The organism is Cohnella cellulosilytica (assembly GCF_042431195.1).
GTDB classification, from domain to species: Bacteria; Bacillota; Bacilli; order Paenibacillales; family Paenibacillaceae; genus Cohnella; species Cohnella cellulosilytica.
This window is the reverse complement of sequence record NZ_JBHMDN010000007.1, coordinates 349,918-371,203: the sequence shown is the minus strand read 5'-3', so window position 1 is coordinate 371,203 and position 21,286 is coordinate 349,918. Positions and strand designations below refer to the sequence as shown.

19 protein-coding genes are annotated in these 21,286 nt (G+C 55.3%); 16 read left to right on the top strand and 3 right to left on the bottom strand.

What is annotated here, in order from left to right:
* Positions 1 to 2: 2 nt before the first annotated feature.
* On the top strand, positions 3 to 1,181 hold the full coding sequence (locus tag ACFFT4_RS04705; protein WP_378045471.1) for a WG repeat-containing protein: 1,179 nt from the start codon (positions 3 to 5) through the stop codon (positions 1,179 to 1,181).
* Positions 1,182 to 1,231: 50 nt separating this feature from the next.
* Here ACFFT4_RS04705 and ACFFT4_RS04700 read toward each other — a convergent pair whose 3' ends face one another.
* Together ACFFT4_RS04700 and ACFFT4_RS04695 are read right to left on the bottom strand one after the other, a co-directional pair.
* Positions 1,232 to 2,137 (bottom strand): PilN family protein, encoded by a 906-nt coding sequence (locus ACFFT4_RS04700; RefSeq protein WP_378045469.1) that lies wholly within the window; start codon positions 2,135 to 2,137, stop codon positions 1,232 to 1,234.
* Positions 2,134 to 3,441 carry a sensor histidine kinase gene (locus ACFFT4_RS04695; protein ID WP_378045467.1) on the bottom strand — a complete coding sequence of 436 codons (1,308 nt, stop codon included), beginning with the start codon at positions 3,439 to 3,441 and terminating at the stop codon, positions 2,134 to 2,136. The genes ACFFT4_RS04700 and ACFFT4_RS04695 overlap by 4 nt, the downstream gene beginning before the upstream one ends.
* A gap of 178 nt (positions 3,442 to 3,619) precedes the next feature.
* Between ACFFT4_RS04695 and ACFFT4_RS04690 the strand changes: the two genes are divergently transcribed.
* The 15 genes from ACFFT4_RS04690 (at position 3,620) to ACFFT4_RS04620 (ending at position 20,882) form a co-directional block, all read left to right on the top strand.
* Positions 3,620 to 5,350 (top strand): tetratricopeptide repeat protein, encoded by a 1,731-nt coding sequence (locus tag ACFFT4_RS04690; protein ID WP_378045465.1) that lies wholly within the window; start codon positions 3,620 to 3,622, stop codon positions 5,348 to 5,350.
* A 63-nt stretch (positions 5,351 to 5,413) separates the two neighbouring features.
* Positions 5,414 to 6,361 (top strand): thioredoxin-disulfide reductase, encoded by a 948-nt coding sequence (gene trxB / locus ACFFT4_RS04685; protein ID WP_378045464.1) that lies wholly within the window; start codon positions 5,414 to 5,416, stop codon positions 6,359 to 6,361.
* A gap of 81 nt (positions 6,362 to 6,442) precedes the next feature.
* Positions 6,443 to 7,396 (top strand): ROK family glucokinase, encoded by a 954-nt coding sequence (locus ACFFT4_RS04680; protein ID WP_378045462.1) that lies wholly within the window; start codon positions 6,443 to 6,445, stop codon positions 7,394 to 7,396.
* A 114-nt stretch (positions 7,397 to 7,510) separates the two neighbouring features.
* Positions 7,511 to 8,398, top strand: a complete 888-nt coding sequence (gene rapZ / locus ACFFT4_RS04675; protein ID WP_378045459.1) for an RNase adapter RapZ — start codon at positions 7,511 to 7,513, stop codon at positions 8,396 to 8,398.
* Positions 8,399 to 8,407: 9 nt separating this feature from the next.
* Positions 8,408 to 9,394, top strand: a complete 987-nt coding sequence (mgfK, locus tag ACFFT4_RS04670) for a gluconeogenesis morphogenetic factor MgfK (RefSeq protein ID WP_378045457.1) — start codon at positions 8,408 to 8,410, stop codon at positions 9,392 to 9,394.
* A 7-nt stretch (positions 9,395 to 9,401) separates the two neighbouring features.
* Positions 9,402 to 10,337 carry a DNA-binding protein WhiA gene (gene whiA / locus ACFFT4_RS04665; protein ID WP_378045456.1) on the top strand — a complete coding sequence of 312 codons (936 nt, stop codon included), beginning with the start codon at positions 9,402 to 9,404 and terminating at the stop codon, positions 10,335 to 10,337.
* Positions 10,338 to 10,439: 102 nt separating this feature from the next.
* A complete protein-coding gene (locus ACFFT4_RS04660) occupies positions 10,440 to 10,709 on the top strand; it encodes an HPr family phosphocarrier protein (RefSeq protein WP_094042918.1) in 270 nt (89 codons plus the stop codon).
* Between the two features lie 124 nt (positions 10,710 to 10,833).
* Positions 10,834 to 11,595, top strand: coding sequence for an SIMPL domain-containing protein (locus ACFFT4_RS04655; RefSeq protein ID WP_378045454.1), 762 nt, complete (start codon positions 10,834 to 10,836; stop codon positions 11,593 to 11,595).
* Between the two features lie 270 nt (positions 11,596 to 11,865).
* The gene (locus tag ACFFT4_RS04650; RefSeq protein WP_378045453.1) at positions 11,866 to 14,151 is read left to right on the top strand and encodes a helix-turn-helix domain-containing protein; all 2,286 of its coding nucleotides are present in this window, start codon (positions 11,866 to 11,868) and stop codon (positions 14,149 to 14,151) included.
* Between the two features lie 184 nt (positions 14,152 to 14,335).
* Positions 14,336 to 15,292 (top strand): ABC transporter permease, encoded by a 957-nt coding sequence (locus ACFFT4_RS04645; protein ID WP_378045452.1) that lies wholly within the window; start codon positions 14,336 to 14,338, stop codon positions 15,290 to 15,292.
* A gap of 30 nt (positions 15,293 to 15,322) precedes the next feature.
* The gene (locus tag ACFFT4_RS04640; protein ID WP_378045450.1) at positions 15,323 to 16,195 is read left to right on the top strand and encodes a carbohydrate ABC transporter permease; all 873 of its coding nucleotides are present in this window, start codon (positions 15,323 to 15,325) and stop codon (positions 16,193 to 16,195) included.
* Positions 16,196 to 16,219: 24 nt separating this feature from the next.
* Positions 16,220 to 17,764, top strand: a complete 1,545-nt coding sequence (locus tag ACFFT4_RS04635) for an extracellular solute-binding protein (protein ID WP_378045448.1) — start codon at positions 16,220 to 16,222, stop codon at positions 17,762 to 17,764.
* Positions 17,765 to 17,830: 66 nt separating this feature from the next.
* On the top strand, positions 17,831 to 18,826 hold the full coding sequence (locus ACFFT4_RS04630) for a Gfo/Idh/MocA family protein (protein ID WP_378045447.1): 996 nt from the start codon (positions 17,831 to 17,833) through the stop codon (positions 18,824 to 18,826).
* Between the two features lie 3 nt (positions 18,827 to 18,829).
* Positions 18,830 to 19,597 (top strand): sugar phosphate isomerase/epimerase family protein, encoded by a 768-nt coding sequence (locus ACFFT4_RS04625; RefSeq protein ID WP_378045446.1) that lies wholly within the window; start codon positions 18,830 to 18,832, stop codon positions 19,595 to 19,597.
* A gap of 82 nt (positions 19,598 to 19,679) precedes the next feature.
* Positions 19,680 to 20,882, top strand: a complete 1,203-nt coding sequence (locus ACFFT4_RS04620; protein WP_378045445.1) for an MFS transporter — start codon at positions 19,680 to 19,682, stop codon at positions 20,880 to 20,882.
* 92 nt (positions 20,883 to 20,974) lie between these two features.
* Here the strand turns inward: ACFFT4_RS04620 and ACFFT4_RS04615 are convergent, their stop codons facing one another.
* Positions 20,975 to 21,235, bottom strand: coding sequence for a sporulation histidine kinase inhibitor Sda (locus ACFFT4_RS04615; protein WP_378045443.1), 261 nt, complete (start codon positions 21,233 to 21,235; stop codon positions 20,975 to 20,977).
* Positions 21,236 to 21,286: the final 51 nt, after the last annotated feature.

Here is a 21,286-nt window from a genome sequence, read left to right as displayed (position 1 = left end):
CCATGAAAAAGACCTGCATTCCTATTCTCTGCGGACTAATCATAAGTATGCTGACTGCCGCGTTGCCGTTAGCAACCGTAAAAGCAACTAGCGGTGCAGAGTATGATTACGTGGACAGTTTTAGAGAAGGCTTGGCCAGAGTATGGAAAGGCACCAAAGTCGGCTTTATGGATGAAAGCGGCAAGGAAGCGGTTCCCCTGAAATACGACATGGCCATGTGGTATAGCGAGGGGCTCGCCGCGGTAAGCGAAAACGAAAGATGGAAGTATATCGATAAGAACGGGAAGCAAGTTATTTTGTTGCCCAAGAGCTACAATTTTGCATTTGGGTTTAGCGAAGGCATGGCGATAGTTCGGAAAGGTACCCAGTACGGTTACATAGATAGAAGCGGTAAAGAAGTCGTTGCTGCGAAATATGATCGTGCAGAGGATTTCATCAACGGATTTGCTCGGGTGAACAAAGGGGAAAATTACGGTTACATTGATAAAAGCGGCAAAGAAGCGATTCCTTTAAAATACAGCGATGTTTGGGATTTTAGCGAAGGTCTGGCTTTGGTAAGAAGAGCGGGGAAATACGGGTATGTAAACGAAAAGGGAGCGGAAGCGATTCCGCTGCAATTTGAGAGCGCTTGGCCATTTCGCATGGGCTTGGCCATGGTAAGAAAAAATGGGCAGTGGATGTACATAGATCATAACGGCAAGAGGGTCGAAAATGAGACGAGCGCGCTATCCTATGTTGCCGGAAAGGACTTCCTGCGCTCGCTCCCTCTTGAGAAGGCCGTGGGCAACAACACTGCCTATAAGGATATTGAAAACAAAGCCAATATTGTCGTTTTTGGAAGGGTTATTTGCGGCAATACCTTGTACTACCTGCCTGCCGCGGATGATTTTATAAGCAAAAATAAGCTGCAGGATAAAGTGAATATTTTATTTTTTGATATTGATCAGCCCTCTTCAAGCGTCACTAATTTTGTTTCTAAACAAGATTGGAAAAATATTTCGACATTCAGCGGCGGAAACGGGATTATGTTCGAAGTACTCGACAATTTGGGGATAACCGGAGAAATTACCCTCCCAGCGGTTGTGTATGTGAATCCGGACGGAGAAATCGTGAACGTTACGACGGACTATCAGTCAAAAGAGAAAATAGCTGAGCTTATTACGGCGTTTATGAAGCGATAGGGTTACAGCAGGTTGGTATATGGAACCGGCAGGCGAGGAGAGCGCTGAAATCAAGCGCTCTCCTCGTCGGTTGAAGACGCGAGATCCAATTCTTCATATACTCTGTTAATCAAAGCGCGAGCGGCGGGATGCTCTGGCGACTCCGGAATGAACGATCGGATGCTATCCAGCTGCGACCTCATTTCGCTGCGCAGCTGCAGAAGCCGTTCCCGGCTGGCCGCCAGTTCTTTCTCATGCTTGGCCTGGAGCTGCAATTGGTCGTTCATCAAAGCGTTCTCGCGCTGCATCTCGTCGTGGCGCAGCGTTTGGCGCATGGCGTAGAACCAGCCGGCTGTGGATACGGTGAAAACAAGCAGCATGACCAGGGTCAGACCGGCTTCGAATTGGTACACGAAATTCGAGTCGATTTCAAAGAACGGAGAGCAGAGAGTCATTAAAGCAAACAGCTGGCTAACGGGCAGCAGAGCCAACATATGCGGGAGAGGGAGGGCTTGCTTCTCGACAAAGGTGCGCCATAGTGCGGACAGGAGCGGGAAAACAATCGCCAGAATGGCTGCCATCGGCCATTTCGGCCACATGGCGATCGGTGCTCCCAGCCGAAGATCAAACTCGGTGACGTTAACCAGCCACGAATATAACAGAAGCATTAATATCGCCTCGCAGCCGAGTGCAACAATGGACATCAGACAGTAGCTTAACAGTGCTCTAATCCATCCCACTCCGCCTCTAAAACGCAAAATGAATACAGTAACAAGACCGCCGACAGATAGCTTGATCAAGGCTGACGCACCCGCAAGGATGAAGATGAGGGTAAGAACGGTTGTACACAAGGCATAGGTAATAACGAATGATCGGCCAGCCGTTGTTTTATGTACAGACTTGAAATATAACCCCATAATGGTCGTTTGCAGTAGTATGGCAGCCACATCCAGCAATTTCATCCATAACGGAATCATGCGCTCTCCTCCAATAAATAGACCGTCGTCAGGAAATGTCTTTCCCCGTCTTCCGTCTTTAATTCGCCCCCGTATTTCGCTGCGATATCGCTCAATATCGTCAGACCGATCCCATGATTGGAGGCGGGATCGCGCTTGGTCGTAAGGAGCCGGCCCTTCTCGTTTCTTCGGATCCCGTGAGCTTTGCCGTTCCGGCAGCGGATGATGAGAAAGCCGCTCTGCGTGTAGCAATCCAATCGAACCTTTCGTTCGGCGGCGAGGAGTCCGGAGTGGCTTGCCGCTTCAATGGCATTGTCCAGCAGGTTGGCGAACAAGCTGCATAAATCGAGGTCGTCGTAGGATGCCGAGGCCGGCCATTCCACGTTCAGCTCCAATGCAACGTTTTTTGTTTGAGCATCTTCCGTTTTATTGCTAAGCACGGCATCCACGATCGGGTTGCGGCAATAATGGAACATGCGAGCGTTGGCCAGGTCTGAGGAGAAGTGCGTCAGCATGCTGCCTGCCGTTGCGTCGGGATGGTCGGCCAGGAGAAGACGGATCGTCTCCAAATGATTAATCATATCGTGACGCAGCTTCTGCAGCTTGTCGGTAGCGGCGGCAAGCTGTTTGTAGTGCGCGAACTGCAGCTGCAGTTGGTCTTTCATATGACGGTTCATATGCAGAAGCTCTTCGTTGCGGCGCGTCTGCCTGACAGAGCGAAACAGGCCGATGTCGACCGCCAGAAAGAAGAGGATGGAGAGAATTCCCAAAATCGCGCTTGTCAAATTGCTGCGGTTAATGCTGATGTTTACGATAATGATCGTGATTGCGAATAGCTGGCTGACCGGCACAAGCACAAACATATGCAGGCTTTTGGGGGGCAGCTTGTCCACGTATACGTGCCAAAGAACGACGATCAGAGGCAGCACCGCGGCCATTAACAGAGCGGTGAGCAGCTTGAAGAGCATAGCGAGGGGATCTCCCAACGCATTGCCGGGCTGAACGGAATGGATGGAAAACGTAACGACGAATTCGCACAAAACGACGGCGGCGGATACCGTGCAGACGCTGAACAGGCTGCGCAATAAAGCTGCTCCGCCGAGCAGCCATACGATCAGCAGTGCGAACAGGACCGCGGCTGTCGCTCTGACCCAGGGCTCCGGTCCCCAGTCGAGGTGCGACGCGTACAGCCCGATCCAGCCGGCGGCGAGCACGGCTATGAGCCCCGGACGAGTGTCGGGACGGTGAATGGAAGCGAAAGCCCAAGCGACGATTGTCCCTTGGAGCGTAAGAAGGATGAGATCCAGAACGATCAGCAGCGCCAAGCCCCCCTAAATTATCCGCAATTCTCTTCCTTTTTCGACATAAAAATTGATAATCCTTCCTTAAACTTCCGATCGGCAGGAGGTTCCGGCTTCACGCAATGGGTTTTATTTTATGGAATGCGCAGGCTGTGTTATAATCTTGGATGACGAGTTTGAAATCGGCAGGAGGTGCCTTGCGATGAGCCAGCGAAAGCGCGCGGCGAAAAACCGGCGTCCCAAAGTCATCCCGATGAGATTGGATGCGACTTTCTTCTTCGAGCGTGCCGTACAGTCGCTGGATCGGTACCATTACGACAAGGCACTGAAGTATTTTCGCCGCGCGGTGGAGTACGAACCGGAGAACCCGGTCAACCATTGCAACATGGCCGGCATTCTGTCCGAGATGGGGCGGTACGAGGAATCGAACGTCATTCTTCGCTCGGTGCTGGATCAGATCGATCCGGCGATGACGGAATGCTATTACTACTTAGCGAATAACTACGCCAACATGGAACTGTTCGAAGCCGCGGAGGAAGCCCTTGTCCGGTACCTGGAGAACGATACCGAAGGCCAATTCCTGGAAGAGTCGGACGAACTGCTCGACCTGCTTCATTACGAGCTGAATCGTCCCGCGAAGCTGTCGACCATCAAGGCCAAAGAGAATATTTACGCGCACGACAAAGCCCGGGAGCTGCTGGAGGCAGGCCGGTTCGCCGAGGCGGTCAAAATGCTGGAAGAAATTATCGAACGTCAGCCGGACTTCCTGGCCGCTAGGAACAACCTGGGACTGGCATACTACTATATGGGGCTGTTCGACAAATCGGTGGCGACGATTACGGAGGTGCTGGACGCGGAGCCGGGCAATCTGCACGCGCTATGCAATCTGGCGATTTTCTACCAGCACTCGAACCGCAAGGAGCAGCTGCAGGCGCTAGTCGCGAAGCTGAACAAGACGATTCCGTTCCATCCCGAGCACGTGTTCAAAATGGCGACGACGCTCGGGATCGTAGGAGAGCATCGCGAGGCTTACCAGCATTTCCGGCGGCTGCTGCGCACGGGAGAGCTGTCGGGAGAGCCGAGCCTGCATCACTTCGCGGCGATCGCGGCAGTGAATCTGCGGCGTTACGACGACGCCAAGAAGCATTGGCAGCATGCGGAGAGGCTCGATCCGGAATCCCAGGTTCCTCCGTTTCACTTGAAACGTCTGGAGCGCGTGCGCGCGGGAGAGGAGACTCCGCCGACGCATTACCATTACCACCTTCCGTTCGAGGAGCAGTTCAAGCAGTGGGAAAACAATCCGGGGCAGGTTACGGAGGCGCTCAAGAACGATCCGCTCATCCGCTCTTCCTTCTTCTGGGCGCTCAGACACGGCGACCGGCGCACGAAGGTGCAGGTGATCCAGGCGCTCGGACTGGTCGCGGACGACGAAGTGATCGAGGCGCTGAAGGCTTTCCTGATCGACCCGGACGAAGAGGACGAACTGAAGCGCGTGGCGGTGCTGGTGCTTCGTTCCATCGGAGTTCAGGACTCGCTCTCGGTCGTGTTCGGCGGACGGACGCTGACGCTGGAGGCGCGCCGCAAATCGGCTCAGCTGCCGGTGTGGGACAGCGCGTGGCAAACCGTGCTGGAACAGGCGCTCGAAGGCATGTCCGGGCGCTACGACGTCGTGCAGCAGCACGATATGATGACGCTGTGGGTCGATTATCTGTCCCGCGTGTATCCGGACGTGCCGAAGCTGCACAAATCGACGGGATGGGCGGCGGCGCTCGAATACTGGACGGCCAAGATGCACCGCAGAACGGTCACTTACGCGGACCTCGTCAGCCGTTACGGCGTGTCACAGGCCAGCATCAGCCGCTACGCGAACCGGATAGACGAAGCTTGCGGCATTCGGGAGAAGCTGGACTTGACGCGGTCGTCCTTTCACTAATCATCAACTCGCGCGCAGGACGACGGGCTCGAGATCGTGTCGCGCTACGAGGAGGAAGCATCCATGCACAAAACAATCGTAATCGGAACGGGGCCGGCGGGCCTGACGGCGGCGATCTACCTGGCTCGCGCGAATTTGTCGCCGCTTGTCATCGAAGGACCGGAGCCCGGAGGCCAGCTGACGACAACGACGGAGGTCGAGAATTTTCCCGGTTTCCCGGAAGGAATTATGGGACCCGAGCTGATGGCGAATATGCGTAAGCAGGCCGAACGGTTCGGCGCGGAGTTCCGAACGGGATGGATCGAGCAGGTCGACATGTCCAAGCGGCCCTTCGCTTTGTCGCTGGAAGGCGGGGAGAAGCTGGAGGCGGAGACGCTGATTATTTCGACCGGGGCCTCCGCCAAATATTTGGGCATCCCGGGGGAGAGGGAGAACGTCGGCTACGGCGTCAGCACGTGCGCGACCTGCGACGGCTTTTTCTTCCGCGGCAGGAAAATCGTGGTCGTCGGAGGGGGAGACTCCGCGATGGAGGAGGCCAGCTTCCTCACGCGGTTCGCTTCCGAGGTGAAGCTCGTTCATCGCCGCGGCGAGCTGCGGGCCTCCAAGATTATGCAGGATCGGGCGCGCCAGAACGACAAGATCTCGTGGGGACTGAACAAAACCCCGCTCGAGGTAATCGCCGGAGACCAGGGCGTTACAGGACTCAAGGTTCTCGATAACGCCACCGGAGCGGAAGAGATCCTCGAGACGCAGGGCTTGTTCGTGGCCATCGGCCATACGCCGAACACGAAGTTTCTCGGCGGCCAGATCGAGACGGACGAACTCGGCTACATCAAGGTGAAGCCGGGCTCGACGGAAACGAACGTGCCGGGCGTATTCGCTTGCGGCGACGTCCAGGATCACAAATACCGCCAGGCGATCACGGCGGCGGGCAGCGGCTGCATGGCCGCGCTGGATTGCGAGAAGTTCCTGGAAGGCTCCGCGACGCACGACTGGAGCCAATCGCTGTAAGCTTGGCCGTCGTTCCGCCGCCCAATCGGCGGCGGAACGACACATACGGATCTTATTCTTCTTTATGAGGTGTCGACAAACATGTCAGATTCATTGTTCGTAGGCGTAGATTTGGGCGGAACTTCGATTAAGGTCGGCCTGTGCAACGAGGCGGGAGATCTGCTTCGCACTTACGAAGGACCTACGGAAGCTTCCGGCGGAGCGGATGCCGTTCTGTCCAATATCGCGGCTTATGTCCGGGAGCTCGTGCCCCCGGGAACGGAGGAGTGGGAGGCCGTTGTCGGCGTAGGCATCGGAATCGCCGGTTTCCTGAACATTCCCGAAGGCATCATCAGCTTCTCCGCCAATCTTCCGTTCAAGGACGTGCCGGCCAAACGCATTATGGAGGAGAAGCTGGGCAAGCCGGTGAAGATCAACAACGACGCCAACGTGGCGGCGCTCGGGGAAGCCTGGGGAGGCGCGGGCCGAGGCGTTCGGAACTGCGTCTGCTATACGCTCGGCACGGGTGTCGGCGGAGGCCTTATCCTGAACGACCGTCTGATCGAAGGGGCTTCGGGCATGGCCGGGGAATTGGGGCACATCTCGATCGTGCCCGATCTGGAAGCGATCCAGTGCGGGTGCGGCAGAATGGGCTGTCTGGAGACGGTCTCCTCGGCCACCGGGATTATCCGCATGGCCAACGACGCCGTCGCGCGGGGAGACAAGACGTCGCTTGCCCTTGTGGAGGGCGAGCTGACGGCCAAGCATATTTTCGATGCGGCCAAGGAGGGCGACGAAGCGGCGGCGAGAATCGTCAGCCGGGCGGCCTACTACCTGGGCAAGTCGATGGCGGTCGTCGCGCTGGTCGTCAATCCGGAGCGTTTCATTATCGGCGGCGGGGTGAGCAAGGCCGGAGAGTATTTGTTCTCGCAAATTCGGGAAGCCTTCAACAAGCTGACGCCGGAGAACGCGAGAGACGGAGTGGAGATTGTGGCGGCTGAGCTCGGCAACAATGCCGGAATCGTCGGAGCGGCCGGGTTGTTCCTCCGGGCATAAATCCAGCAAGGCGCTCGGCTCCGCACGCTCTTGAGGCGGTCCGGGCGCTTCGCTATATCGCTTGCCCAAGAGGCGGGATCGGGGCCAACAAGCGCGCATGGGAAGGGGAAACGCATGGATACGATAACGACGCAGCCGCGGCTCGTCATTATAACGGGGATGTCGGGGGCGGGCAAAACGATTGCCGTTCAGAGCCTGGAGGATTTGGGCTTCTTCTGCGTCGATAACCTGCCGCCGGTGCTTATTCCGAAGTTCGCGGATCTGATCGATCAGTCGCAAGGAAGAATCGCCAAGGTCGCCCTGGTCATCGACTTGCGCGGGCGCGAGTTTTTTACCGCCCTGTCCGAGTCGCTTAACCATATCCGGGAGCATAACACGATTCACTACGAAATTCTGTTCCTCGACGCGACCGACTCGGTGCTCGTGCAGCGTTACAAAGAGAGCCGGCGCCGCCATCCGCTCGCGCCGGACGGCCTGCCGCTGGACGGAATCCACCTGGAGCGCAAGCTGCTGGAGGATCTGAAGGGCTGGGCCAATCAAGTGATCGACACGAGCAGCTTAAAGCCCGCGGCGCTTAAGGAAAAGATCGTCTCGCGGTTCACGAACCTGAGCCAGAATCATATTTCGATCAACGTGACGTCCTTCGGATTCAAATACGGCGTGCCGATCGACGCCGATCTTATTTTCGACGTTCGATTTCTGCCCAACCCCCACTATGTCGACACGCTTCGTCCGAAGACGGGCGCGGACCCGGAAGTGTACGACTACGTGATGAAGTGGCCGGAAACCCAGACTTTCCTGGCGAAGCTGATGGATCTGCTGCAGTTCCTGATTCCGATGTATCACAAGGAAGGCAAGAGCCAGATCGTGATCGGCATCGGGTGCACGGGCGGCAAGCACAGATCGGTGGCGCTGGCCGAGTATCTGGGACGCAGGCTGGGCTCCAGCGAGACGGAATCGGTAAGAGTAAGCCATCGCGATTCCGAGCGCGATCGGCATTGAGGTGAGGGAATGAGCAAAAAACAACGCCTCGCCCGCAAGCCGCGGATCGTCGTGATCGGCGGAGGCACCGGGCTGTCCGTCATGCTGCGCGGCTTGAAGCGGAAGCCGCTCGACATTACGGCCATCGTCACGGTAGCGGATGACGGCGGCAGCTCCGGCATTCTGCGGGAGCAGATGCAGATTCCGCCTCCCGGGGATATCCGCAACGTGCTGACCGCGCTCGCGGATACGGAGCCTCTGATGGCCGAAGTGCTGAAATATCGGTTCCAGAACGGAACGGGATTGGCCGGACACAGCCTCGGCAATCTCATTCTGGCCGCCATGACCGATATTACCGGGGATTTCGTGACCGGAATTACCGAATTGAGCCGGATTCTCGCCGTCAGGGGGCGGGTGCTGCCGGCCGCGAACCAGGCGATCGTGCTGAAGGCCGAGATGGAAGACGGCTCGATCGTGGAGGGAGAGTCCGCGATTCCGAAGTCGGGCCTCGCGATCCGCCGGGTCTACCTCGAGCCGGCCGACGTCAAGGCGCTTCCGGAAGCCGTGCAGGCGCTGCAGGAAGCGGACGCGATCCTGATCGGTCCGGGGAGCCTGTATACGAGCATTATTCCGAATCTGCTCGTGCCGGAGCTGGCGGAAGCGATCGTGGAATCGGAGGCCATCAAGCTGTTCGTCTGCAACGCCATGACGCAGCCGGGAGAGACCGACAACTATTCCGTCAGCGACCATCTGGCCGCCGTTCACGCCCACATCGGCCATCATTTATTCGATTATGTCATTGTGAACGACGGGGAAATTCCGCCGCAAGTGGAAAGCCTCTATGCCGAGCAGGGAGCCAAGGCCGTCCATCTGGACCTGGACGAGGTGACCCGCCGAGGCTACAAGGTGATCGCGGACAAGCTTGTCCTGTTCCGTACGTACTTGCGCCACGATGCGGAGAAACTAAGCGAGCACATTTATCAGTTGGTCGATAACTGGATGCTCAGAAAGGGGTGAGAAAGGGATGTCCTTTGCGGCGCAAACGAAAAAGGAGCTCACGATGCACGAGAGCGACAGCTGCTGCGAAAAAGCGGAGCTGTCGGCGCTGATCCGGATGAACGGCACGATCTCGCTGTCAAATCGCAGAGTCATGCTGGACATCGCCACGGAGAACGCCGCCATTTCGCGCCGGATTTACACGCTGCTGAAGCGCCATTTTTCGGTCGTGACCGAGCTCCTTGTCCGCAAAAAAATGCGTCTGAAAAAAAACAACGTCTACGTCGTTCGTATTCCGGCCGGAGCGGAAGCGATTCTGAACGATCTGAGCATCGTCTCGGAAGGCTTTCTTTTCCACCCGAGCATCGACAAGGAGCTTGTGCGCAAGCCCTGCTGCAAGAAGGCCTATCTGCGGGGCGCGTTCCTGGCGGGAGGCTCGGTGAACAATCCCGAGGGCTCCTCCTACCATCTGGAGATTTCGTCGATGTACGAGGAGCACTGCAAGGCGCTTGTCGAGCTGGCGAACAAGTTCCATCTGAACGCCCGGTTTATCGAACGGAAAAAAGGGTTCATTCTCTACATCAAGGAAGGCGAGAAGATCATCGAATTTCTGAACATTATCGGCGCGCACCAGGCGCTGTTCAAGTTCGAGGACGTCCGCATCATGCGGGACATGCGCAATTCCGTGAACCGGATCGTCAACTGCGAGACGGCCAATCTGAACAAGACGATCGGAGCCGCGGTGCGGCAGATCGATAACATCAAGCTGCTGGAAAAGTCGGTCGGCCTGCACAATCTCCCGGACAAGCTGCGGGAGGTGGCCGAAGTCCGGCTCCAGCACCCCGATATCAACCTCAAGGAGGTCGGGGATTTGCTGAAAGGGCGCGTCAGTAAATCGGGCGTTAACCATCGGCTCCGCAAGCTCGACGAGCTGGCGGAAAAAATCCGAAACGGCGGCGCATAAAGCGTATGGCGCATTTGTTCATAACAATGTTATAATAATGTAGAACTGGAGCACGGGGGTCCCGATACGCGGGACGAATTGAAGATAGGGGGTATCCGGTCCATGACGAGACAGCCGGTAGTCGTTCGGCTTAAAACAGGTCTTCACGCCAGACCGGCGGCACTATTCGTGCAAGAGGCCAATAAATTCTCTTCCGATGTCTTTGTTGAGAAGGATGAGAAGAAGGTTAACGCGAAGAGTATCATGGGCATTATGAGCCTGGCAATCAGCTCCGGGACGGAAGTTGCGATCAGTGCGGAAGGTTCGGACGCAGAACAGGCTGTAACCGCTTTAGTCCAACTCGTGAGCAAAGAAGAACTGGAAAATCAATAAGATTTTTTTGCATGAAGCCCCCGGGGAGGGGCTTTTTGCGTTTTAACATTTTTATTCCTGCAGGTGAAACATTTGGCTATTGGGCTGCGTTAATAAAGACAAACCGATCGAAAGGGGCTTGGTCATGAAAAAAAGCGCTTTGCAAGTGTTGTCGGTCGTTCTGGCCGCGGCGGTAATTGGATGGTTCGGATTCGTGAAAGGGGAGGGGAACGAGGTGTCCGCTGAAACTTCGACTGCGCAAACGTCGCCTTATACGGTGACGGTCGGAGCGAGCGGCTCCGTGATGGTGGAGCCGGACGTCGCCTATTTGCGTCTGGCGGTCGAGACGCGCGGGGCGAAGGCGTCGGAGGCGCAGCAAGCGAACGCGAAGCAGTTCGCGGGAGTGGAGAAGGTGCTGTACGAGACGTTCGGCATCGCCAAGAAGGACGTTACGACGACCGGCTTCGACGTGCAGCCGGAATACGACTATACGGAGAAGAACGGACGCGTGCTGAAGGGCTATATCGCGGTTCATTCGATCCAGGTTACTTATCGGAAGCTGCCGGAGATCGGCAAGCTGTTCGACGCGCTGACGGAATCCGGAGCGAACCGGCTGGACGGCGTGCAGTTCTCCACGGAGAAGAAGGAGCAGTACGAGCTGGATGCCCTCAAGAAAGCGATGGAGAACGCGGCCGCCAAAGCCGGCGTGCTGGCGACGTCGGCCAACCGTCAGTTGAAGGGCGTCGTGAACATCGTACAGGGCGAGGTTTCGAACAATCCGATCCTGTATGCCCGCGAGCAGGCTAAAGTCATGATGTCCGACGCGGCTGGCAGCGCCGCCACTTCGGTCCAGTCGGGTCAGATCGAGATCAGCACCCAGGTAACCGTTCAGTACGAAATGCAGTAAGGCACGCGAGAGGCGCGTTAACGGGCAATATAACGAACAGGCGCAGATATGTCCTTCCTTAGCTATCCGGGGGCGTATCTGCGCCTGTTTTTTGCGCGTTCGTCCAAAAGGTCCCGGTGGAACCTCGGCGTCCGAATCCAGGCGTCCGGCGAGCGAAAATGCGGCCTATTATTGGCTCTGGCAAGTTAAGTCTTTCGTTGATATACTGAATCTGCGACAGTCTATTCAACAATGTTGAATTAAAATAATCAAGTAGAAGGAACGGTGCCCATGAAAATCGGAACGAGAACGCTGTCCTATTTGCAGAAGCTTGTCCTGTTCGGATTTGTTCTTAGCGCCCTTCCTACAACGATAATCGGCGGTTATTCTTATTATAAATCTTCCGTCGACGCGCGAGCCAAGGCGGTGGAAATGAATCTGCAGACGATCCGGCAAACGCATGCCCGAGTCGAGCAGATCGTGGGCATTACCGACCGCTTCATGCTGCAGTTTCTGACTTCTCCGCTCGCCTATTCGTCGCTCAATTCCAAAATGGCTTTGGAGGAGTTTCAAACCTTGCGCGATCTCAAAGACGAATTGTTCAGAATGCAAATTTTCGATCTTGGCATCGCGGATATGACGTTCGTGAATTTGGAGAACGGATGGTTCGTCAATAACTCCGGCAAAAGGGATTTGCCCGAGCTGAGCCCGGAGCATCCCTATGTTCGATTCGGCCAAAAACCGGCCAATTCGTTCTGGGGTTATTCCGGCGATTTCTCCGGTTCAACGGCTTCCTGCGAGCTGCAGCTGGTCAAGAAGCTTCCCATTTACAGCCTCCAGCCGACCGGGCTTCTCATTGCGGACATTCCCTGCTCCTATATCAAAACGGTGGCGTCGCAAATCGTGACCGACGGTTATTTCTTCATCGTCGACGAGGAGAATCGCCTGTTAACGTCCAACTACGAAAATGCGACGCGGATGATGGAGCCGGATTTTTTCCGTTCCGTCGTGCCGCAGAATCAAGATCGTTCCTTATCCGGAATTGAGAGCGTTTACATCGATAAAGAGAAATATCTCTTAACTTATCAAACCTCGCAGTACAATCGCTGGACCTACATCAAAGCGACTCCCTTCAAACGGATCGATTCCGAATCGCGGGCGATCGGCTGGGCGACGGTCTACCTTGTGCTGGGCATGCTGGCCATCTGTCTCAGTCTGATCGCTCTGGGAACGCGCAGGCTGTATTACCCGATCTCCAGGTTGTATCAAACCTTGAGCAACATTTTGTATACGACGGAATCCGTACGCAGCAAAAACGAAATCAATGTGATCCAAAGCGGCGTTACGCGCCTGCTGGATTATCGCATTCAGCTTAATGCCGATCTGGAGGCGCAAAAACCGAAGCTGAAGGATTATTTCAGCTTGAAATTGGTGAACGGCGGCATGAATAAAACCGAAATCGCCGAAAAGTTGTCGCAATACGGCCACTCGCTGGCATGGCGGCAATTTGCCGTTTTCGCTATCGATATCGATACGCTCGAGGGAACGGCTTACAAGTCGAGCGACCAGCACTTGTTGATGTTCGCCATTAACAATATCGTTTCGGAAATCGTCCCTCCTCCGCATCGGCTGAACCCGGTGTTGACCGACCAGGCGCAAATTACGATTATCGCGGATTCCGAAGGGGATGCGGACGGATTTAACGCGCTCATAGACGGTTATGCCGAGAAGATTCGACAGACGACGCGCGAATATCTGAAGCTCAAGATCAGCATCGGGGTCAGCCGCGTTTACGAACGCATCGAAGAAACTCCCAACGCTTACCGGGAAGGACTGGAGGCTTTGAAATACCGCATCCGCCACGGCCAGGAAGCGATTCTCTATATCGACGAGCTGGAGCCGAAAACGCGGGGGAAATTCGAATACCCCGAGCAATCGGGAAGCAATCTGCTGGATACGGTCAAATTCGGCGACGAACGGGCCGTCGTCGAGGCGCTTGACTTGTTTATCGGCGATTTGTTCCGCGAGGAACGTTACCCGAGGGACTATCAAATTATGCTGTCGCAGCTGCTGTACCACTTGACGACGAAGGTTCCGGGGATCGAAGAGTGCTTCGGCGAGTGGCACAAGGACGGCCAATCCGTATACGATCAATTGTTCGAGTTGACGACCAAGCCGGAGATCGAAGCGTGGCTGAGAGATCGGGTCATCAAACCGATTGTCCGGTATAACGAGAGCAAAAAAACGGATCAATCCGCAAAGATATCCCAGGATATCATCAAGATGATCCACGAGCGCTACGACACCGATTTGTCCCTGGAATTTTGCGCCGAGCAGTTGAATTATCATCCGAATTATATTCGCAGAGTGTTCCGCCAGCAGACGGGAGTCAATTTCAGCGATTATTTGACGAGCTACCGGATGGCGAAGGTGAAGAAGTGGCTGGCCGAGACGGATATGAGAATATCCGAAATCGCCGAAAAGGTAAATTACCAAAATTCGCAAAACCTGATCCGCAGCTTCCGCAAAATCGAAGGGATGACGCCAGGTGCGTATCGGACCAAGGTGAGGAAATGATTATGGGCAAGTTCTCAAATGATTGCGAAACGCCCGAAACGCGCGGAGCAAGCGGGCTCCAGGTAGTTCTGTACAGATTATAGACACCCGCCGCCGGCACTCCTTATAGTGTGAAATACGATCCCGCCAGTTCAGTCGTCCGGCGCAATCGTACTATCACATTGGAAAGGAGGTTGGTCCGTCTATGAGCGATGCCGGTGTTTACGCAAGGGAAGGGAACGTCGGGAGAAGTTACGCGGCGACGCTTCGGAAAACGGTCGTTAAATATTATTGGCTGTATCTGATGCTGATTCCCGGGGTGCTGTATTTCCTGATTTTCCGCTACTTGCCGATGTGGGGAATTCTGATTTCCTTCCAGGATTATCGGCCGAATTTGGGGATACTCCATAGCGATTGGGTCGGATTCAAGCATTACCATCGCTTCTTCTTCGAGGCGGAATTCGGGAGGCTGTTCCGCAACACGATGATTCTGGCGATCTACAATCTCGTGTTTTTCTTCCCGCTGCCGATCGTATTGGCGCTAATGCTCAACGAGGTGCGCAAGGAAGGGTTCAAACGCACCGTGCAGACGATCGTGTACATCCCTCACTTCGTTTCCTGGGTCGTCGTCGTGGGCATCGCTTACCTGTTCTTCAGTACCGAGGGAGGCATTGTCAACGAGCTGATTGCCGCCATGGGGTTCGAGAAAATTCAGTTTCTCCTGAGCGAGACGTGGTTTCGCCCGCTGGTGATCGGGGAAGTGATCTGGAAGGAGACGGGATGGGGCACGATTTTGTTTTTGGCGGCTTTGGCCGGCGTCGACCCGCAGCTGTACGAAGCGGCGAAGATGGACGGCGCGAATCGCCGGCATCAATTGTGGCATATTACGCTGCCCGCCATTAAGAGCACGATCGTCGTCCTGTTTATCCTTCGCCTGGGAACCTTTCTGGACTCCGGATTCGAACAGATTTTCCTGATGCTGAACCCGCTGAACAATCAAGTCGGAGACGTGTTCGACACCTATGTGTACGAAATCGGCATTCTTCAAGGCCAGTTCAGCTACAGCGCCGCCGTGGGACTTTTCAAGTCCGTCGTGGCCTTGATTCTCGTGATCGGGGCGGACAGGCTGGCCAAAAGGCTCGGCGAGGAAGGAATCATGTAACGAACGCCGGAGAGGAAGGAGGAGGGGCGTATGGGGCTGGAAAGAGATTGGGGAACCAAGGCGTGGACGGGGTTCATCTACGGTTTTCTGGTGTTTTTCTCGCTGTTGGCATTAATCCCGTTTATCAGCATTATCGCCGGGTCGTTCACTTCCGCGACGGAGCTGGCCAAGAGAGGTTTTGTCCTCATTCCGACGGAGTTTTCCTTGGAGGCGTATCACTATATTTTCTCCGCGCCTACCATTCCGCGCAGCATGCTTGTCAGCATACTGGTCACGGTGTTCGGCACGCTGATCAATCTGCTGCTGACTTCGCTGATGGCTTATCCGCTGTCTCGCCGGGATCTGCCGGGACGGCGGCAAATCATGTTTCTCGTCGTATTCGCAATGCTGTTCAACGGCGGCATGATCCCTACGTTTATTGTGGTTAAAAGCCTCGGATTGATCGATACTTATTGGTCGCTCGTGCTGCCGATTGCGATTATTGCCTTTAATTTAATTATATTAAGAAGCTTCTTTCAACAGCTTCCCGAAGGATTGGAGGAAGCGGCCAAAATCGACGGCTGCAACGATCTGGTCATTTTGTTCCGCATCGTGCTGCCGCTGTCCATGCCCGCGTTGGCGACATTGGCGCTGTTTTACGGAGTGATGCATTGGAATTCCTTCTTTAATGCGATTCTCTATATTAACGATGCCGATAAATGGCCGGTGCAGGTGTGGTTGAGACAGATTGTGCTCATGAGCACGGGCGGGTTTACCGACACTTCGGCCGAAGGGGTCGTTCCGCCCTCCCAAACTATCAAGATGGCGGTGATCGTCGTTTCGACTCTCCCCATCATGCTGATCTATCCGTTCCTGCAAAAGCATTTTGCCAAAGGCGCGCTGATCGGATCCGTTAAAGGTTGATTCTTAATTCAAGGGGGATTATGAATGAGACGTAAAGATCGGATTCAACCCGGACAACTCGCAAATCTGCTTCTGTGCACATTCCTGCTGGGCGGCTTGCTGGCTGCGTGTTCGGGCAAGACGGAAACCGGATCGTCCGGCAACGCGAATCCGGCGGGCAGCTCGACCTCGGGCGGCAAGCCGCAATCGGGCGATTTCGACGAGCCGTACAAGCTGACGATTATGCTGGACAATTTCACGGCGGAGAACCCTCCGGCGGAGAGCGACGCCATGACGTTCCTCCGGGAGACGACCAAGACCGACATCGATATTACCTGGGTTCCCAGAACGAGCTACACCGAGAAGCTGAACGCTACGATCGCTTCGAACACGATGCCGAAAGTCGTCGTCAGCCTGGACATTAAAACGCCGGCGATTATCAATGCGATCCGCTCGGGCGTCTTCTGGGAGATCGGTCCTTATCTGGAGGACTACCCCCGGCTTGCGGCCATGAGTCCCGTGCTGAAAAACAACGTGCTGGTAGATGGAAAGCTGTATGCGATTCCGCGCCACCTGGATCTGGCCTCCAACGGGTTCGTGTATCGTTCCGATTGGGTGAAGGACCTCGGCATGCAGCCGCCCGCTACATTGGAAGACGTCTACGAGTTGGCCAAGGCGATGGTTCATAACGATCCCGACGGCAACGGGAAGCCGGACACCTACGGACTCATAGAGCACAACGACCCCGAAGGGTTCGATCAGGTCGTGCTGCTTCTGGGCGGGCCCTACAAATGGCTGGTGGAGAACGATGCTTTTGTCCCGTATTTCGAAACGCCGGAATATAGGGAGGCGCTGGATTTCTACAAGCGTCTGTACGACGAAAAGCTGGTGAACCAGGATTTCGCCGCAATCAATAAAGAGCAAAGAAGCGAATTGATCGAGAACGGCAAGGGCGGAATGATGTTCGCCTACGCTTATCAAATCACGGAGCGGCTGCCGATTATCCGGAAAACGGTGCCCGACGCGGATATGGAGATGGGCAATCTTGCGGGTCCCAAAGGCGAGCGGCTTATGCCGTCCCTGGGGTACACCGGATTGTATCTCATCCCGAAAAGCAGCGTGAAAACGGAGGCCGAATTGAAGCGGGTGCTGCAGTTCTTCGAGGATCTTGCCGATCCGCGCGTTCAAACCTTCATGCAGTGGGGGCTGGAAGACGTTCATTATAAAATGGAAAACGGCAAACCGGTCAAAATCGACGAGGCGCGGTATCAGACCGAAATCAACATTTTGCGCAGATTGAAACCGCATACAATGTCCGAAGCGCCGGATGGGGTCAATTCCCCCGACGTCGATAAGGTGCTGACCTACTTTAAGGAGAAAGAGGACAAGGTGGTCGGAGATCCGTCTTTGGCCTATATTTCCGATACTTACGCGGAGAGAGGCACGGAGCTGACCAAAATTATCGAAGACGCCCGCATCAAATACATTATGGGGATGATCGACGAGAACGGATGGAACGACGCCGTCGCGGAATGGCATAAAAAAGGCGGCGACAAAATCGTTCAGGAATATTCCGACCAGTTGAAGTGAGCGGGAGCGGCCGCATCAAGGAGCGGGAAGGGGAATCCCTTCCCTTAATGAGGGGAGCTATCGGAAATGAATAACGTCAAGTCCAATGAACTTAAGCTGTGCATGATCGGCGCCGGGGAGCATGCCGGCCGGAATGTCTATCCGAGCTTTGCCTTTATTCACGGCGCGAACGTGGTCGCCAATTGCGATCTGAATGTGGAAAGAGCGAGAGCGCTTGCCCGCCAGTGCGGGATCGAGCATACGTACGCGGACTATCGCGAGATGCTCGAGAAGCATAAGCCGGACGGCGTGCTCATATGCGTGGGACCGGATTTCCATGCGAAGGTATCGATGGAACTGATGCGCGCGGGCTACCACGTCTATACGGAGAAGCCGCCCGCGGTTTCGTACGAGCAAGCGAAGCAGGTCGTCGCCGTCAGCAGGGAAACCGGGAAAATATGCATGACGGGGTTGAAAAAGAGATTTGCTCCGGCTTATCGGAAGGCGAAGGAAATTTTGGACAACCCGGAAAACGGGCAGCCGGAAATCATGTCGTTTATCCGCACGGAGAACAACATGAAAAATACGGACGATCCCAAGACGCAATTTCTGCTCGACGCCTGTGTTCATCCGATCGATTTATGCAATTATTTTTTCGGAAAAGTGAAAAGCTTGTACGCGTCCCATAAGGAACCCGCTACCTATGCCATCTCGCTGAAGCACCGCAACGGCGCTGTCAGCACGATGACGTTGACGGATCGAATCAACGGACCGCGAAGGTACGAGGAGGTCACCATCGTCACGGATAAAAGCACGATCGTCCAGGTGCACGGCTCCATCGACATGCTGGCTTTCCGGGAGGGCGCGCCGATCGGCGCGTATCGCCCCGACTTTGCCATGGGCCGCTCCCATTCGATCGTGGAACAAGGCTTTTCCGGAGAAATTCAGGAATTTATCGACGCGATTCGCGAAAATCGCCAGCCCGTGTCCCATATCGAGCAATCGTCCCATGCTCCGCAAATTTACGAGGCGATCAAAAAGTCGATCGAAACGGGCCAAACGGTGTTTTTGGAGGAGGACTGAGAGATGCTGATCGGGTTTTCAAGGCCGTCGTGGGAAGCGCAGGACAGCGAGCAGATTTTCCGGCTGGCACAGGAATACGGATTGGATGGCGTTCAGGTCAAGCCGCAGCAGTACGATTCGCTTCATCTGGATCCCGATCGTTTTAAGCAGGTTTACGGGGACCGCGCCTATCTGGCCCGGGGCGGCATCATCGTCTACCTCGGACCGAACTATCGTCAATGGGAGGAAAGTTTCCCGGCGTTTCTGTCTTTTGTCCACGGAGTAGGCGGAGAACAAATCTGCGTGTGCGCCAACGTTCGCGAAAGCGATCTGGACGGGGACGGCGTGCGGGGCGTTGCCGATGTGCTGAACGAATTGGGGCGGCAGGCGAAAGACGTCGGGGCGACGGTCTCTCTCCACAACCATTCGGACGGCGCGATCTTCGAAACGATAGACGATATCGAGCGGCTGTTCGCACACGTCGATCCGACGTATTGCGGGCTTACGTTCGATACGGCCCATGCGGTCAAAGGCGGCATTGCCGATCTGGCCGGAGCGCTTGAACGCTACCGTTCGTTCGTGAACAATATCCATTTGAAGGATTTGACGCCCGACGGGGCATTCTGTCCGCTCGGTACGGGAACGGTCGATCTTCAATCCGTTATCGCCAAATTGCGGGAATGGGATTACCGGGAATGGCTGATCGTGGACGAGGAAACCAAAGGCTTAACGGTTCGGGAAGCTTTCGATCGCTCGATCGGTTACTTGAAATCGAACGGATTGTTCTCCTGAATTCGCATGAATTGGCCAAATCCCTTCGCCTGCGCGGCGAAGGGACTTGGTCGATTTTTTTATCGTAAGGATGTGTCGGAGCGTGAGCAAAAGAAATTTGATTTGGATGATACTGGCCATGACATTCGTAACCGCGAGCATGCGTCCTTCGAATACGTCGATTCCTCCTTTGCTCGTCACCATCAGAGACGATCTGGGCATGAGCAGCACGGCCTTGAGTCTGTTGGCCGTCATTCCGATTTTATGCATCGGCCTGACTTCGACCTTCGCGGCGAGAATAGGCAGACGTTGGGGCGCGGAACGCGCGATCGGACTCTCTTTGCTGCTCATTGGCGCGGGAACGGCGATGCGTTTTGCCGCAAATTCGTCCTTGTTTTTGCTGTTGACGGCAGTTGTCGCCGGAATCGGTACGTCGGTGGCCAGTCCGTTGTTTTCCAGCTTCATTAAAAGGAACTTCCCGGGACATACGGCGATCTTAACCGGAATCTATACGCTTGGCGTCGGCATCGGCGCTTCCATGGGATCGGGGCTTACGATTCCGCTGCAGCAGGCGTTTCATGGATCGTGGTCGACGGGGCTGGGGATATGGTTTCTGTTTCCTCTCGCGACATTTGTAATCTGGCTGCCGATATTCAGGAGGAAACCTGTCGCTTCCGCGCCCGATGCGTCTGCTGCGAGCCTTGTAAAGCTGCCGGTAAAAAACAAGACGGCCTGGCTTCTGACGTTTCTTTACGGCTTGCAGGCTTGCATTCACTTTATTGTCGCGACCTGGCTTGCGCCGATCGCCCAGGAATCGGGGTTCAGCGATTATATCGCCGGAATCATGCTGACCGTGTACATCGGCTTGCAGACGCTGTGCGGCTTCGGGATTGCGATTTTCGTCCAACGTTCGCCGAGTCGGGCTCCCTGGCTGATCGGCTCGAGCGCTGTCATGCTGATCGGAGTATTGCCGCTTATTTTATTGCCGCCCGCATACGGGCCGTGGATGTCGGCCGTCATGCTCGGCGTCGGCTCGGGAGGGTTGTTTTCCTTATCTCTTCTGATGCCGCTCGATCATACGAAATCGGCGCTTGAATCGGGCGCGTGGATGTCAATGATTCAACTGTTCGGCAGTCTGATCAGCGGACTCGGTCCGATGCTGATCGGCGCGCTGCGCGACGTGTCGGGGAATTATCGAAGCTCTTACGTTGCGTTGTTGATCATGTGCGGACTTCTGCTCTGGGTTTCTCTGAAAATAAGAAAGGGATTGATTCAACCGGGGGCGACTCGCGGGGGCGAAGCTTGAATGTATTTCCAAAGGTTCGGAGAAAATAAAAAACCGCCTGCCAGATTGGCGGGCGGATCAGGACGATGTCTGAACAAAGATGCCGACTCTTATTAGGCTTCTTTATAGTGGCTCAACTGGCGAATGGACAGAGCCTCTTCCAGGAGCTCGATGAATTCGTGGGACAAATTCATCTTCTTGGCTTCTCTGTAAACCTCAAGCAGGTGCTCATCTTTAAGCGGGCGAAGCAACGACGCTTTATCGCTCAGCCGACGAGCTGCAACCATATCGACGGGAGAGGAGTTCGTTCTCCCTGCTGTGGTAAGATCCTCGGACGACGTGGTTACAAGGTACGGATAAGGTCTGTCGATCATACGTTAATTCCTCTCTTCCAAAGTTCCTAAGAGATCGCTAGAACTGGGTCT